Source organism: Rheinheimera gaetbuli (assembly GCF_054781935.1).
This window is the reverse complement of the sequence record NZ_BAAGTL010000006.1, coordinates 26,147-39,700: the sequence shown is the minus strand read 5'-3', so window position 1 is coordinate 39,700 and position 13,554 is coordinate 26,147. Positions and strand designations below refer to the sequence as shown.

Annotated in this window: 11 protein-coding genes; 5 read left to right on the top strand and 6 right to left on the bottom strand. The window is 49.1% G+C overall.

What is annotated here, in order from left to right; all coding sequences use genetic code 11:
• The first annotated feature begins 165 nt into the window (after positions 1 to 165).
• From ggt to ACYVIC_RS05135, 3 genes are all read left to right on the top strand, one after another.
• Positions 166 to 1,836: a gamma-glutamyltransferase gene (gene ggt / locus ACYVIC_RS05145; RefSeq protein WP_460857884.1), complete on the top strand. Its 1,671-nt coding sequence runs from the start codon at positions 166 to 168 to the stop codon at positions 1,834 to 1,836.
• A gap of 21 nt (positions 1,837 to 1,857) precedes the next feature.
• A complete protein-coding gene (locus ACYVIC_RS05140; RefSeq protein WP_460857882.1) occupies positions 1,858 to 2,676 on the top strand; it encodes an amino acid ABC transporter in 819 nt (272 codons plus the stop codon).
• An 88-nt stretch (positions 2,677 to 2,764) separates the two neighbouring features.
• Positions 2,765 to 3,760, top strand: a complete 996-nt coding sequence (locus ACYVIC_RS05135; RefSeq protein ID WP_460857880.1) for an extracellular catalytic domain type 2 short-chain-length polyhydroxyalkanoate depolymerase — start codon at positions 2,765 to 2,767, stop codon at positions 3,758 to 3,760.
• Position 3,761: 1 nt separating this feature from the next.
• Here ACYVIC_RS05135 and ACYVIC_RS05130 read toward each other — a convergent pair whose 3' ends face one another.
• Positions 3,762 to 4,514, bottom strand: coding sequence for a MipA/OmpV family protein (locus tag ACYVIC_RS05130; RefSeq protein ID WP_460857879.1), 753 nt, complete (start codon positions 4,512 to 4,514; stop codon positions 3,762 to 3,764).
• Positions 4,515 to 4,679: 165 nt separating this feature from the next.
• A complete protein-coding gene (locus tag ACYVIC_RS05125; RefSeq protein ID WP_460857877.1) occupies positions 4,680 to 5,960 on the bottom strand; it encodes an MgtC/SapB family protein in 1,281 nt (426 codons plus the stop codon).
• A gap of 151 nt (positions 5,961 to 6,111) precedes the next feature.
• Between ACYVIC_RS05125 and ACYVIC_RS05120 the strand changes: the two genes are divergently transcribed.
• Positions 6,112 to 6,660, top strand: coding sequence for a YaeQ family protein (locus ACYVIC_RS05120; protein ID WP_460857875.1), 549 nt, complete (start codon positions 6,112 to 6,114; stop codon positions 6,658 to 6,660).
• A gap of 5 nt (positions 6,661 to 6,665) precedes the next feature.
• On the opposite strand, the gene ACYVIC_RS05115 is transcribed toward ACYVIC_RS05120, so the two are convergent.
• The 4 genes from ACYVIC_RS05115 to apbC all read right to left on the bottom strand — a co-directional run bounded on the left by ACYVIC_RS05115 (position 6,666) and on the right by apbC (position 11,366).
• Positions 6,666 to 7,241, bottom strand: coding sequence for a glutathione S-transferase family protein (locus ACYVIC_RS05115; RefSeq protein ID WP_460857874.1), 576 nt, complete (start codon positions 7,239 to 7,241; stop codon positions 6,666 to 6,668).
• Between the two features lie 146 nt (positions 7,242 to 7,387).
• Positions 7,388 to 9,496, bottom strand: a complete 2,109-nt coding sequence (locus tag ACYVIC_RS05110) for a hypothetical protein (protein ID WP_460857872.1) — start codon at positions 9,494 to 9,496, stop codon at positions 7,388 to 7,390.
• Between the two features lie 213 nt (positions 9,497 to 9,709).
• Positions 9,710 to 10,300, bottom strand: coding sequence for a dCTP deaminase (gene dcd, locus ACYVIC_RS05105; protein ID WP_460857870.1), 591 nt, complete (start codon positions 10,298 to 10,300; stop codon positions 9,710 to 9,712).
• Between the two features lies 1 nt (position 10,301).
• Positions 10,302 to 11,366 carry an iron-sulfur cluster carrier protein ApbC gene (apbC, locus tag ACYVIC_RS05100; protein WP_460857868.1) on the bottom strand — a complete coding sequence of 355 codons (1,065 nt, stop codon included), beginning with the start codon at positions 11,364 to 11,366 and terminating at the stop codon, positions 10,302 to 10,304.
• Positions 11,367 to 11,497: 131 nt separating this feature from the next.
• Between apbC and metG the strand changes: the two genes are divergently transcribed.
• Positions 11,498 to 13,546 (top strand): methionine--tRNA ligase, encoded by a 2,049-nt coding sequence (gene metG / locus ACYVIC_RS05095; RefSeq protein ID WP_460857866.1) that lies wholly within the window; start codon positions 11,498 to 11,500, stop codon positions 13,544 to 13,546.
• The last annotated feature ends 8 nt before the right edge of the window (positions 13,547 to 13,554 follow it).

The following is a 13,554-nucleotide window of genomic DNA, read 5'->3' as shown; positions in this document are numbered from 1 at the left end:
ACTACCCCATGTTATGGTAAATACCAAAGCAGAACTGGTTTACTTCTGTTTAGTATTTAGCCTGTTATTATAAACTCAGCTTAGACGCAGGAATAACGCTTGTCATGTCTTGTAATTTTAACTGTGCCAAGGTAGAACAGGAGCAATGTCACGTAGGAGAGTTCAATGTTGTATCGCATTATGTTATTAACGCTGTTTGTTGTATTAAACAGCGCCGTGGCTGAGGATGAAACCAAAGTCCAACATAGTGGCGCCGTAGCCGCACCCGATAAGTACGGAGCTGAAATAGCAGAGCAGATAATGCGCCGGGGTGGTAACGCGGTTGATGCAGCTATTGCTGCTGCTTTTACTCTGGCGGTAACCTACCCTGAAGCTGGCAACATAGGTGGCGGTGGCTTTATGACACTATGGTTTGATGGCAAAGCCTACTTTCTTGATTATCGTGAAACAGCTCCAGCAGCAGCGTACCGCGATATGTATTTGGACTCAGAAACACAAATTATTGAGAACTTAAGTTTAATTGGCCATAAAGCAAGCGGTGTGCCCGGTACAGTGATGGGCTTGTGGCAAGCACATCAACGCTTTGGCACACTGCCATGGGCCGAGCTGGTAAAACCAGCGGTACACTATGCGCAAAATGGTTTTACAGTCGCCGAAAACCAATACCAGTATCGTGCTGACATCCTAAGCCAACTGGCAGGTACAACAAACTTTGCTGACTACTTTGGCACTATGCAAGCCGGTAAAAACTTTCGCCAACCGGAATTGGCCGCCACGCTTAGCCGAATTGCCGCACATGGGCCGGCAGATTTTTATCTGGGTGAAACCGCTAAACTGCTGGTGGCACAGATGCATCGCGGCGGCGGCCTAATCAGCATGGCTGACTTAGCCAGCTACACAGCCGGTTGGCGTGAACCGGTAGTAATGCCCTGGCATGAATATCAATTAGTAACCACTGCCCCGCCCAGTTCTGGCGGTATAGCCCTTAGCCAACTGCTTAGCCTGAAACAGCGGCGCGCAGCAGATTTTAACGGCATTACGCTGAACAGCGCTCAATACGTACATTTAATGGCGGAAATAGCCAAGCGGGTTTATGCCGATCGCGCTTATTATTTAGGCGATCCGGATTTTACCAGCGTGCCGCAACAACAATTGCTGGACAGCTCCTATTTAGATAAACGCGCTGCAGAAATAAACAGTAAAGCCATTTCAGCCACTAAGTCAGTAAAACCGGGGCTGGAGGGATACCACACTACGCACTTCTCCGTGCTGGATAAACACGGCAATGCAGTGTCAAACACTTACACGCTTAATCTGGATTATGGCAGCGGTGTAGTAGTTGAAGGTGCTGGTTTTTTACTTAATAACCAAATGGATGATTTTTCTGCCAAGGCCGGCGTGCCGAACGCTTTTGGCGTGGTGGGCAGTGAGGCTAATGCAATTGCGCCAAACAAACGTATGCTGTCATCCATGACACCCAGCCTGCTAGTCAAAAATGGTAAAGTAGAGCTAATTATTGGTACCCCTGGCGGTTCAACTATCTTTACCTCCATTTTTCAGGTAATAACCAATCTGTATGATTTTGGTATGCCGCTGTCAGAGGCTGTTGCTGCGCCGCGCTTCCACCATCAGTTATTACCTAAGGATCAGATCACAATGGAGCCTTATGCCCCCTTAGCAGCTGAAGTGCAGACACAATTAAAAGCCAGGGGTTACAATCTAGTGACTCAAAGCTGGAGCCTGGGCGACATTCAGGCGATACATAGCACTAACGGCACAGTGACTGCCATTGCTGATCCGCGCTCGCGCGGCGTGGCGAACGTATTTGACTATTAAACTGTGCTCAAAGGATTTGTGATGCAGCCCGCGACGTTAATACTGCACTTCAGCTTATTGCTGTTCAGCACCGCTGTGCGCTCTGATGTGCTGCAAACACCAGAAACAGATATTACCGCAACACAGCAAAGCATTACGCTGCGCTTTTGCTACGAAGACAAGCAATTGTTACCCTATTACGCCGGTAATGGCCAACACATTCCCGACCTGCCAGGTGCAACCATCGAACATCTGCGTCTGGCAGCAACAAAAGCCGGTGTAACGTTACAACTTGTGCGTTTACCCTGGTTACGCTGCCTGCAGCAGCTGGAAGATAACAGTGTAGACGCACTGATTGCGGCATATGATCCAGACCGGGAGCATTACACGGTATACCCCAAACAACCGGATGGCAGCCCTGATCCGGCCAAAGCAATCAACCAATTGGGCTTGTGTCTGGCATACCGTTATGACAATTCTCTACCTGACAATATTGATCACCCAATCAACCAAATTACCGTATCAAGGCCACTAGGCTATAAACCGATTCCGTTTCCACAAAATACTCTGCTGGTTGGCGCAAACTCGCCGCAGCAGGCTCTGGAGCTGGTGGTCTCTGGCAGGGTGGATGCCACTACAGTGCTGTGCGAATTGAACGGCATCAAAGCAAAAGAGCAGCATTTGGACCAACTGCCAGTGCTGTTATTGTACCCGGCATTACATAGAAGCAACGGTTACCTGATGCTAAGTAATGATTTTTATCAACGCAATCCCGCTCTGTCAGAACGACTATGGCAATCTCTGCCTGAAACACTGAATAAACAACGTTATCTGCGTTATATGACACTACCTGTAGATTAGCCCCCCAGTTGCTGTACTAAAGCCTTATTGCTCAAACTGTTTAGTTTTGTCATGGTTAAGCAGATTATATTTCTTGCCAGGAGTTGTCATGCCCGCCATAAATTTACTGTATTTAACCATATTAACGACAAGTATGCCTTCCCCGATTACCAGCGCTGAGATCCCCCAACTTAAACTACAACATGCTATCACCTTGTCAGGTTTATCCAGTGGCGCTTATATGGCAGGCCAATATCACCTCGCTTTTGCAGAGAGTGTAAACGGTATCGCCATGATTGCAGCAGGCCCGGTGTACTGTGCTCAGAACAGTTTGGGTTTAGCGCTGGAGCATTGCTTTAATAAAGCCACCAGCGCGCCGGACATGGCTGCTATTAACGCTTATTTAAAGCAGCGGCAAGCAGAGGGTAAACTGGCGCCGCTATCCGCGCTGGCAAGCGACAAAGTGTGGATATTTCATGGCACCAAAGACGGAACCGTCTACCCCGGACTTGCGGTAACGCTTTATCAGCAGTACCAGCAATGGCTGCAACCGGCTAACATAACACTGATAAATGACAAAGCCTTTGGCCATACCTTCCCTACCGACCGCACCGATTTAGGTAGCTGCGAGCTATCAGAGCCGCCTTTTTTGGCCAGCTGTAACTATGATGCCGCCGGCGCTTTGCTTAGTCATCTATTGGGTAAGGTTAACGCGAAAACGAGCGCAGCTTCAGGGCAACTGATTCCCCTTAATCAACATCTATTATCCACCGCAGCAAAAACTACTCTGGCTGAACACGGTTATCTTTATGTGCCACAGCGCTGTGCAGAGGGACAGCCTTGCCGCTTGCACGTTAGCTTTCATGGTTGCAAACAAAATGCGCAAAGTGTTGGTGATGCTTATGTTACCGGTACCGGTTTAAATAATTATGCTGACAGCAATAACTTGGTGGTGCTTTACCCGCAAGCTACAGCCAGTAGTATAAACCCGTTCAACCCCAACGCCTGTTGGGACTGGTGGGGTTATACCGGCGCAGACTATGCAACCAAAGAGGGTCTCCAACTGCAGGCCGTGCATCAATTAGTGCAGGCTTTAATCCACTAACTCAAAAAAAGGTCGACCAGGACAGAAAAGCCGACAAACCGCTGTCACGATCAGTCAGCGGGCTGTCGCTGATACTGCTACCGTACCAGTGATGCTCTATACCTAAGCGCGTCATACCACCGAAAAACACTGGTGTACTAAGTGAGAAACCAGCGTTGTAGTTAACCGCGCCACCGGCCTTATAAGCCGCACGCTGCGCTGTTGCTTCGTCCGCGCGCACACCATAGTAATAATTAACCAGTTTGCTGTCAGAATAACTGATACCAAATTTAGGCTCTATGACTACAGGTCCGGTGCGATAGCTGTAACTTACTGCCAGTTTTGACTCACGGCCATTTGAATTACCTAACAGATCAAATACGGTATCCGCTTCCAACAGCCAGTCTTGCTGGCGCAATTGCACAGCAAAACCACCATCCAATGAGCTTTTACGTTTTGCCATACCGGCAAACACGCTGCTGTCAGACTCGTCAAAGCCGGCAAAACGTGGCGCCAGCTTAGCACTGACACTGATATTACCAAAATCCAGCAGTTTATAACTGGCAAAAGGGCCGTACACAGATAGCCTATCGTCGCGATAACCGACTATCGGCAACGGTATAGTACGGTTATTGTAACCACGGTAAATCTCCTGATTTACGCCTATACCCACACCATATAAAAATCCCTGCGGGGCGGCTTGCTGGGCAGTTGCCGTCGCACTACATAATGCTGCAGATAACACCGCAGCAAGGACATAACCACAAACCTTCATCTGATAACCCTATTTTGATCACTAGCTTAATAAACAGCACATTATATTACGGGTTAGATACTGTACCTAACTGTTATCCGATCAACCAGCCTGATCATATTTTTTAATCAGCTTTTTGTTACGCGGCGAATTAGCTTTTGCCACATAACCCGGTTTGCAAAAGCATCAGCCCAACCACAACACCGCTACACCCAGCGCCAGAATAACCAGGGTAGATATGGCCAGTTTATGCGCCAATGCACGGCCACCCAGTGCATACACCAAGCCACACTTTACCAGCGTATTGCTAAGCGCGGCCACAGTAATAGCGCTGCCGGCAACGGTTAAGGCCTCGGCTGACTGGCCGGCATATTGCGCCATCGATAAGGTAATGGCATCCACATCTGTCATGCCCGCTACTGCCGCTAACAAATATAAGCCTTCTGCTGCAGCATATTGCTCAGTTAACTTTACCAGCAACAAAATTACCGCAAACAAAGCGCCGAATTTGATAGCCGCCACCAGGCTAAAGGGATTGGTTACTTTTACCGCACTTTGCTGTGGCGCCTGATAACGCCGGCTGCCATGCCAGTAATACAACCCAGCCATTGTCGCGGTTGCACCAGCCATAATGCTAAACGGTAGCCATATCTTGGCTAATAAGGGTTGATAAACAATACTGATGGTAACCAGCACACGGATAAACATCACCAGCCAGGCCAGCAACACGCCACAAGCCTGATTATCGGCCGCCAGTGGATCACTCTCTATTTTGCTGCTGCGGGCAAAGCTCAAGGTCACTGCTGTAGAGGATGCCAGGCCACCGCTGATACCGGTAACCACGGCACCGTGTGCAGCGCCCAGCCAACGCACCGCAACATAACCGAGCAGAGACATGGTCGAAATTAAGATCACCAGTAGCCAGAGTTTATAGGGATTAAGCGCCAGCCAGGGATCGATAGGTTCGTTTGGCAACAAGGGTAATACAATAAAGCTGGCGATAAGCAGCTTAAGCCCGGCATACAAATCATCAGTACCAATTTTATTTACCAGACCGTGCAGTGGCTGCTTAAAAGTTAAAATGGCTGAGGTTAAAATACCCAGCATAACCGCCAGTTCAGCGTAGCCAAACATAATGGCGCCACCGAGCAAACATACGGTAACAGCACTTATTTCACTGGTTAAGCCCAGCGCAGACGGGTTGTGCCGGTTTTCCAGAATATAGGCAGTTAACACTGCTAATGCCACCACCAACACCGTAATAACGAACAGCAAAGGCGATTGCAGATGAATAGATAACCAGGCCGATACCGCACCGGCCTGAGCAAACAAAATATAGGTACGCAGGCCACCAAAACTGTTCGGGTGCTCGTCGCGCCGGTGCTTTTCGCGCTCAATGCCAACCAGTGCGCCCAGCAACAAGGCAATTAAAAAGTTTTGCACCATATCTATATCAAATTCCGACATTTTTACGTTAACTCAGTTAGTTATCTCTGCTTTTCACAGCATAGCGCAGTTTGGGCCAACACGGCAGCCACCCACGGCTTAAACGGTAAAATTGAGTACAACAGCACTTCGCGTTACACTCGCCGCCTTTATACTGCAAGTGAGTTGAGCAATGGCACTTAAAGCCACCGTATTTAAAGTACAGCTGCAAATTGCCGATATGGACCGGCATTATTACCAGGACCACAGCCTGACGCTGGCCCAGCATCCGTCCGAAAACGACGAGCGTATGATGGTACGTTTGCTAGCCTTTGCCATTAATGCCAGCGACACCCTGGCGTTTACCAAAGGGCTAAGTGCTGAAGACGATGAGCCGGAATTATGGGACAAAGCCCTGAGCGGCGAAATAAACCTCTGGGTTGAGTTTGGCCAAAGCGATGAAAAGTGGTTGCGAAAAGCGGCCGGACGCGCCAAACAAGTGCAACTGTTTTGTTATGGCGGGCGCAGCGTGCCAGTATGGTGGAAGAATAACCAACAGGCGCTGCAGCGCTATCAAAACCTCAGCGTGTTAGAAATAGACGAGGCAGCCGTAGCGCAAATGGCCAAACTGGTTAGCCGTAATATGAACTTGCAGTGCAATATCAGCGAAGGCCAGATTTGGCTGTCCGACGCTGAGCAAAGTGTATTAATAGAGCCGGTAATACTAAAAACGGCGCAATAACGTGATTAACCCAGCCGCGGATCGCTGTCTGCTACCATTGGTTGGCTTTTGTTATCTTTGCAAATAGCTAATAGCGCCGGGTAATCATCGAGCTGCAATAATTCGCGGAACATAATCCAGTCGACCAGACTGTAAAGCGCCATGGCAACATAATCCCAGTTGGCAAATTCGGCATTACCGGCTTGCTGCTCTAACACATATAACGATGTGGCCACCCGCTCGCGCTGCAAGTTAAAAAACAGTTTATCGTCATTGGTGTCAAAGCCACTGCGGCTGCATTGCAGCAGCATGACTAAAGAATCCGTTACAGCATTAATCAGCGTCAGCTGATTTTCCTGATACCAGTTAAGTGGTCCTATGCCCAGCTGCGGAGCCAGATAACGATATATCACGCCGGAATCAAAAATAACCCGGCCATTATCGTCCAGCATAGGAATACGCAGCGTTGGATTAAGCGCGGCCAGGGTTTCACGATCAGTGCCGGCAAAAATATTCAGATTAATAAATTCATGAGCCGTCGCCGCCAATAACAAGCGAATGCGCCTGACATAAGGTGAAGTTTGTGAACCATACAGTTTCATATTTATTCCTTAACAGACGCTGTTGCAGCGCCTAATGATCTCATACTAAACCCGGCCACCAGCATGGTGCCGCTAACGACACCAAACGAATGATACTGGCTAAATTCAACGTCTGTTTCCTGTTTGTCGGCTTTTACGTAGCGTGCTTAGCGATAGAACCAAAACCACACCGCTAAGGCGCTGAGCAACATCAACACCAGTATGAAACCCCAGGGCTGTTTTTTCTCAGCATAAGGATCTTTAATAATTCGCTGTGCCCCTTTAGGTAAGCGGGCCAGGCCGGTTAATGCTGCACCAAAGGGCACATTAATTCTGGCTCTGGTATTGATGGCCCAGCCGTTGGCGTCCAATAAGGGCCCCAGGTTACGCCGACGCAGTGTCATATAAGCCATTAACATTGACGGGCATGATATCAGTAGCATCGCGCCAACTAACACCAAGGGTATTTGCCACCAAAACAACGAAAACAAACCTGCGACCATAGCCGCTAACGCCGTACCTAAGGCACCCATTGCCAGCCCTATAGCCGCAAAAATACCGGCAAATTTAGCAATATCAAAACCCGTTGTTGCTGTCGCAGGTGCAGCTGTCACGCCACTGTTTGCTTTGGCTTCAATATCTTTGTCGCGGCTGGCCGCAAATTTTTGTAACTGTGCTTCAATAAAAGCCGCTATACGTTTATAGGGCGACCAAAATGCCTGACGAATACTCACCGGCTGAACAACAACCTTAGTGACACTGGCCTTCCAATCCCGGCCCTGACGGTCATAAAACACCCCATTACGCCCAGGCACCATAAGTTCATCCACATCACCGCCGGTTAAAGCAGCAACAATGTTAACCGGGGCTTCGCCTTTGCGTATACAACTGCAATACACCAGATAACAGCCACTAAATGGCGCCATGGTTGCGTGCCGGGCCAAATCGTTAACATACAGCACCAACTCACAGCTTCGTTGATCCAGATACAGCGTACCGGCCTGAAATACGGCTTTCTTTGCCCCCTGATAAAAGTCACTCAGCGAAACAAAATTGCGCAACAAGGTCACGAGATCCCGCTGCAAATACAGCAGCTTTTCTACCGCATCTACATTATCAGCGAATGTTTTCTCAGCGCTGTCTTGCGTAATAAGCGCTGCCAGTTCGGTGGAAACTTCACTGTTTAAAATGGCTGACAAACGCTCAGCACCCAGCACATGCAAAGTTGATTCGGGCTTTGCCGCCTGCCAGGCACGCCACGCAGCCAGGCTGGAAGATATTGCCGACCACTGCACCAGCGTTAAACTGTTATCTTCGCTGCCAAGCAATGGCTCAACTACCTGCACACGTAATTGCTCTATTTTTGCCGCCCAAGCCGGGTTAACCCCCTGCCCCAGTGGTAAAGCCAAACCTGCAGCCACTTCAGCCAGCGGCAAGGCCGCAATATCGTTGTCGGCGTTACCAATAGCGCGGTTTGCCAAAACGGCATAAACCGAGGCATCAGGATTTAAAGCCGCGGCAGAGCGGCTATCAAACGCCGCCAGTTGGCAACGGACAAAAAAATCATCTACTTTCGCTTGCACGCTATCAAATACCGCTACTGCGGCTGCAGTATTTTCACCTAGCGGATGCAAAACGTCGGACTCTGTTGCTCCGGCAGCATGCCAGTCCACTATGGCCTGCGCCTGCGCATTGAAATTGCTTAGCATCGTCGCGTCTACGCCAACACCGCCGCTGCGATCTGGTACACCGCCCAAAGTGGCAATAATATCAACAATTAGCTGCTTTACATCACTGTTGTCAGTAAGCTCAGACATAACTACGCCGTCACCGTTAAAGTGATCGGCAGAAAACAACCGTGCTTTATCAAGCACATCGCTAACTTGCAATGCATCAGCCGCTGTCTTACCAGCATATTGCAGCACCCGCTGGGCTGCCGTTTTTAGTGCTACACCTTCGGCATCGGTATCGTTTATCGCGCTAAGTGGTATACCAGAGGCTTGAAACAGCAAATCAACATCAACCAGACGCTGGCAACACCAGCGAACAGCCGCTTGAACTTCAGGCACGCGCACCTGGCCATCTCCATCGGTATCTAATAACGCTAAGGTGCGGCTATCAAACTCTAAACCGGTTGTCGGACAGTTCAGTACTGTCCATAGTTTTGGATCAAGTTCACTCAAATGTTGTAAGTCGGCAGCACTATCCAGTGTTACCTGGTCAAAACCGCCACTGCGGAAAAAGCGCCATTTATGTTGTAAAGCATTATCAGCCACAGCTTTCACTCCCTGAAACAAAAAAGTCAACAGAGCATAATGCAGTACAACAAAATTTACCACGCAGGCAAACGGCAAAATGCAGAATTATTCAGCACACATATTGCCAAGCTATGCAGCTTTATTGCATAATCATCCCGCTTCATTTTTGCTTTATAGCTTTTGGCCCACGCTTTGCGTGGGCTTTTTAGTTTTTACAGCACTTAACGCAATTCAGCCTTTATCATCATGGCTAATGCGGCTGGCGACAGCACCGGTTTGCTGCTGGTATTTTGCATCCAGCCGCTTGTTATAAGGCCGATCAGCCGGGCCTGTCATCAACTCAAAATTCAGTGCACCAATTTTCATCTGTGGCCTAAGCGCCAGCGGCAACTTACCGCTGTTATAAAACTCAAGCACGATATTACCCGACCAACCCGGGTCAATACGGTGCGCGGTAACATGCACCATTAGACCTAAACGCGCTAATGATGAACGGCCATCTAACCAGCCGACGATATCGTCCGGCAAGGTTACCGATTCTAATGTCATCGCCAGTGCGAGCTCGCCAGGGTGCAAAATAAACTTGTCACCGTCAGCAACGTAAATCTCGTCACTCATTACACTGTTCAGCGCTTTATCTACTTCGCCGCGCGGGCCGCTTAAGTCAATGTAAGCGGCGGTATGCGCCACAAAGACGCGAAACTTATTACCCAAACGAATATCAACACTGACACCGCTTATCATGTCGGCGTCAGGCAGTGGTGTAATGCTAATTTTACCTTCAGCTAAATAGCGTTCTATATCGCGGTCACACAGTCTCATCTTAATCGTCCGTTATTATAATTTCAGGCTGGCCTATTTGCTGTGAAGCTGCTTGCCAATGCAATGCCAGCATTAATTGCCGGCTGATTGTACGGTAAATTTGTGCCACTGGCTGCTGTTTTAGTACCGCCGGTACGCCAGCATCGGCCTGCTCGCGGATATGCTTTTCAAGCGGTAGCTGCCCTAGCACCGGCACCTGATAACGCTCTGCCAGCAGCACGCCGCCTTCGGTGCCAAAAATATCATCCTGCGCACCGCAGTGGCTGCACTGATAAAAACTCATATTTTCAATCAGGCCCAGTAGCGGAATATTTACCTGACGAAACATACTGATGGCTTTTTCTGCATCCGACAGCGCCACGTCCTGCGGTGTGGTCACCACCACAGCACCGGTTACCGGCAGCTTTTGCGCCATGGTAAGCTGAATATCACCGGTACCCGGTGGCATATCAACAATCAGATAATCAAGCTCTGGCCACAGGGTTTCGTTCAGCAATTGTAACAGCGCCTGGCTGGCCATTGGGCCACGCCACACGGAGGCTTGCTGTGGGTCGACCAGAAAGCCGATAGATTGCAAATACACACCATGGGCAAATTTGGGCTGCATCAGTTTATTATCCGGCGAGCTGATTTTCTCGCCGTTAAGTCCGAGCATAGTGGGAATTGACGGGCCATAAATATCAGCGTCTAACAAGCCGACTTTAGCACCTTCCAGCGCCAGTGCTGCAGCAATATTGACTGAGGTAGTCGATTTGCCCACCCCGCCCTTGCCGGATGCAACAAGAATAATCTGCTTAATCTGTTTAAATACTGGCGCCGTCGCCACTTGATAGTCCAAACTCAACTGATAGCTAAAACCGGCATCAGCCAGTGCCTGTTGCAGCGGCTGAGCTATAGACAACAGCGGCAGTTTTAAACGGATGCTCAGGGTGTTTTTGTTAAGGCTCACGCTATCGAGCAGCAAGGCTAACGGCGCGCCGTTATACGGCAGTTGCCAGTGGTGTAACAGCTGCTGTGCAGAGTCGGGTAAAGCGTCGGTTTTGGCGGATTTAAACCAGTTAAACATCAGCGAGTTCCAAATTAAGGCTTTGACACGTTTTTTTAGCAGTTCCACACCTAGGCGGGTGCGGTTCGATGCCAGCTAGTGTATCATTTAGTGAAATTTTTTCAGTTATTTATGCAAAAGAGCACCGCTTAATGTCGACACGCAAAATACTTGTTACCAGCGCTTTACCCTATGCCAATGGCCCTATTCATTTAGGTCACTTACTGGAATACATTCAAACCGATATCTGGGCCAGGTTTCAAAAAGCCCGCGGCCATGAATGCTACTACGTTTGTGCCGACGACGCGCATGGCACGCCTATTATGCTTAAAGCACAGGAGCAAGGCATTACGCCGGAGCAAATGATTGCCAAAACCAATATTGAACACCAGGCCGACTTTGCCGGTTTCGGCATTGGCTTTGACAATTATCACTCGACCCACAGTGAAGAAAATCGCGAGTTTGCCAGCCAGATCTACAACAAACTCAACGATGGCGGCTATATCAAGCGCAAAACCATCAGCCAGCTGTTTGATCCGGAAAAGCAGATGTTTCTGCCCGATCGTTTTGTTAAAGGCGACTGCCCTAAATGTGGCGCCCTTGATCAAAATGGCGACAGCTGCGATGTTTGCGGTGCCACCTACAGCCCGACAGAAGTAAAAAATGCCCGCTCTGTGGTATCTGGTGCGACACCAGTATTAAAAGACTCTGAGCATTATTTCTTTGACTTACCCGCCTTTAGCCAGATGTTACAAGACTGGACGCGCAGTGGTAGCTTGCAAGAAGAAATGGCGAATAAACTGCAGGAATGGTTTAAAGACGGCCTGCAAATGTGGGATATCAGCCGTGATGCGCCCTACTTTGGCTTTGAAATACCTAATGCGCCTGGCAAGTTTTTTTACGTTTGGTTAGATGCGCCGATAGGCTATCTGGCCAGTTTTAAAAACCTGTGTGATAGAACCGGTATCGACTTTGACAGCTTCTGGAAGCTGGACTCCGATGCAGAGGTATATCACTTTATCGGTAAAGATATTATTTATTTTCACAGCCTGTTTTGGCCGGCCATGTTACACGGTGCCGGTATGCGCAAACCAAACGCCATTTTTGCCCACGGTTTTGTTACCGTAAACGGCGCCAAGATGTCCAAGTCACGCGGTACCTTTATTAAAGCCCGCACTTATCTGGATCATTTAAACCCGGAGTATCTGCGTTACTACTTTGCCTCTAAGCTAAGCAGCAGTATTATTGATCTGGACTTAAATCTGGACGATTTCAGCCAGAAGGTTAATGCCGACTTAGTTGGTAAAGTGGTAAATATTGCCAGCCGCTGTGCCAGCTTTATTACCAAACGCTATGACGGCAAATTATCCGCTACAGTGGCTGAACCAGCACTGTTGGCAGAATTTACCGCCGCAGGTGAAAGTATTGCCGACAGCTTTGAGAAGCGCGAGTTTGCCCGTGCTATACGCGACATTATGGCGCTGGCCGATAAAGCCAACCAATACATAGATGCCAAAGCGCCTTGGGTGCTGGTAAAAGATGATGCCAAACAGCAAGAAGCGCATGACGTCTGCTCAATGGGCATCAATTTGTTTCGCGTGCTGATGCATTATTTAAAGCCGGTATTGCCGCTAATGGCAGCAGAAACCGAAGCCTTCTTAAACAGCGAACTGAATTGGAAAAACTATCAGCAGCCGTTAACTAATCATGCTATCAACCCATTTAAAGCGCTGATGCAGCGGGTTGACCCGTTAAAAGTTACCGCCATGCTGGAAGCTTCAAAAGAAAACCTGCAGCCCCAAACGGCAGCACCGGTTAAAACGGCTGTAAAAGCAGAAAAAGCACCCAGCACGGAGCGCGAACCGATCAGCGACACCATCAGCATTGATGATTTTGCCAAAATTGATTTGCGCGTCGCCAAAATTATCAAAGCCAGCGCGGTAGAAGGCGCTGATAAACTGGTACAACTGCAACTGGATATTGGTGGCGGTGAAGTGCGCCAGGTGTTTGCCGGCATTAAATCGGCCTACAGCCCAGCGCAACTTGAGGGCCGTTTAACCGTTATGGTGGCCAACCTGGCACCGCGCAAAATGCGCTTTGGTTTATCCGAAGGTATGGTGTTAGCGGCAGGCCCAGGCGGGAACGACTTATTTATTTTGTCGCCGGACGAGGGTGCCCTGCCGGGTATGCGGGTGAAGTAACGTTTTCA

Excerpts from the sequence above, each read along its gene's own strand:
- apbC (WP_460857868.1), bottom strand. The coding sequence starts at position 11,366 with ATGTTTAACTGGTTTAAATCCGCCAAAACCGACGCTTTACCCGACTCT.
- ACYVIC_RS05125 (WP_460857877.1), bottom strand. The coding sequence starts at position 5,960 with ATGTCGGAATTTGATATAGATATGGTGCAAAACTTTTTAATTGCCTTG.
- ggt (WP_460857884.1), top strand. The coding sequence starts at position 166 with ATGTTGTATCGCATTATGTTATTAACGCTGTTTGTTGTATTAAACAGC.
- ACYVIC_RS05115 (WP_460857874.1), bottom strand. The coding sequence starts at position 7,241 with ATGAAACTGTATGGTTCACAAACTTCACCTTATGTCAGGCGCATTCGC.
- ACYVIC_RS05120 (WP_460857875.1), top strand. The coding sequence starts at position 6,112 with ATGGCACTTAAAGCCACCGTATTTAAAGTACAGCTGCAAATTGCCGAT.
- dcd (WP_460857870.1), bottom strand. The coding sequence starts at position 10,300 with ATGAGACTGTGTGACCGCGATATAGAACGCTATTTAGCTGAAGGTAAA.
- ACYVIC_RS05140 (WP_460857882.1), top strand. The coding sequence starts at position 1,858 with ATGCAGCCCGCGACGTTAATACTGCACTTCAGCTTATTGCTGTTCAGC.
- metG (WP_460857866.1), top strand. The coding sequence starts at position 11,498 with ATGTCGACACGCAAAATACTTGTTACCAGCGCTTTACCCTATGCCAAT.
- ACYVIC_RS05130 (WP_460857879.1), bottom strand. The coding sequence starts at position 4,514 with ATGAAGGTTTGTGGTTATGTCCTTGCTGCGGTGTTATCTGCAGCATTA.
- ACYVIC_RS05135 (WP_460857880.1), top strand. The coding sequence starts at position 2,765 with ATGCCCGCCATAAATTTACTGTATTTAACCATATTAACGACAAGTATG.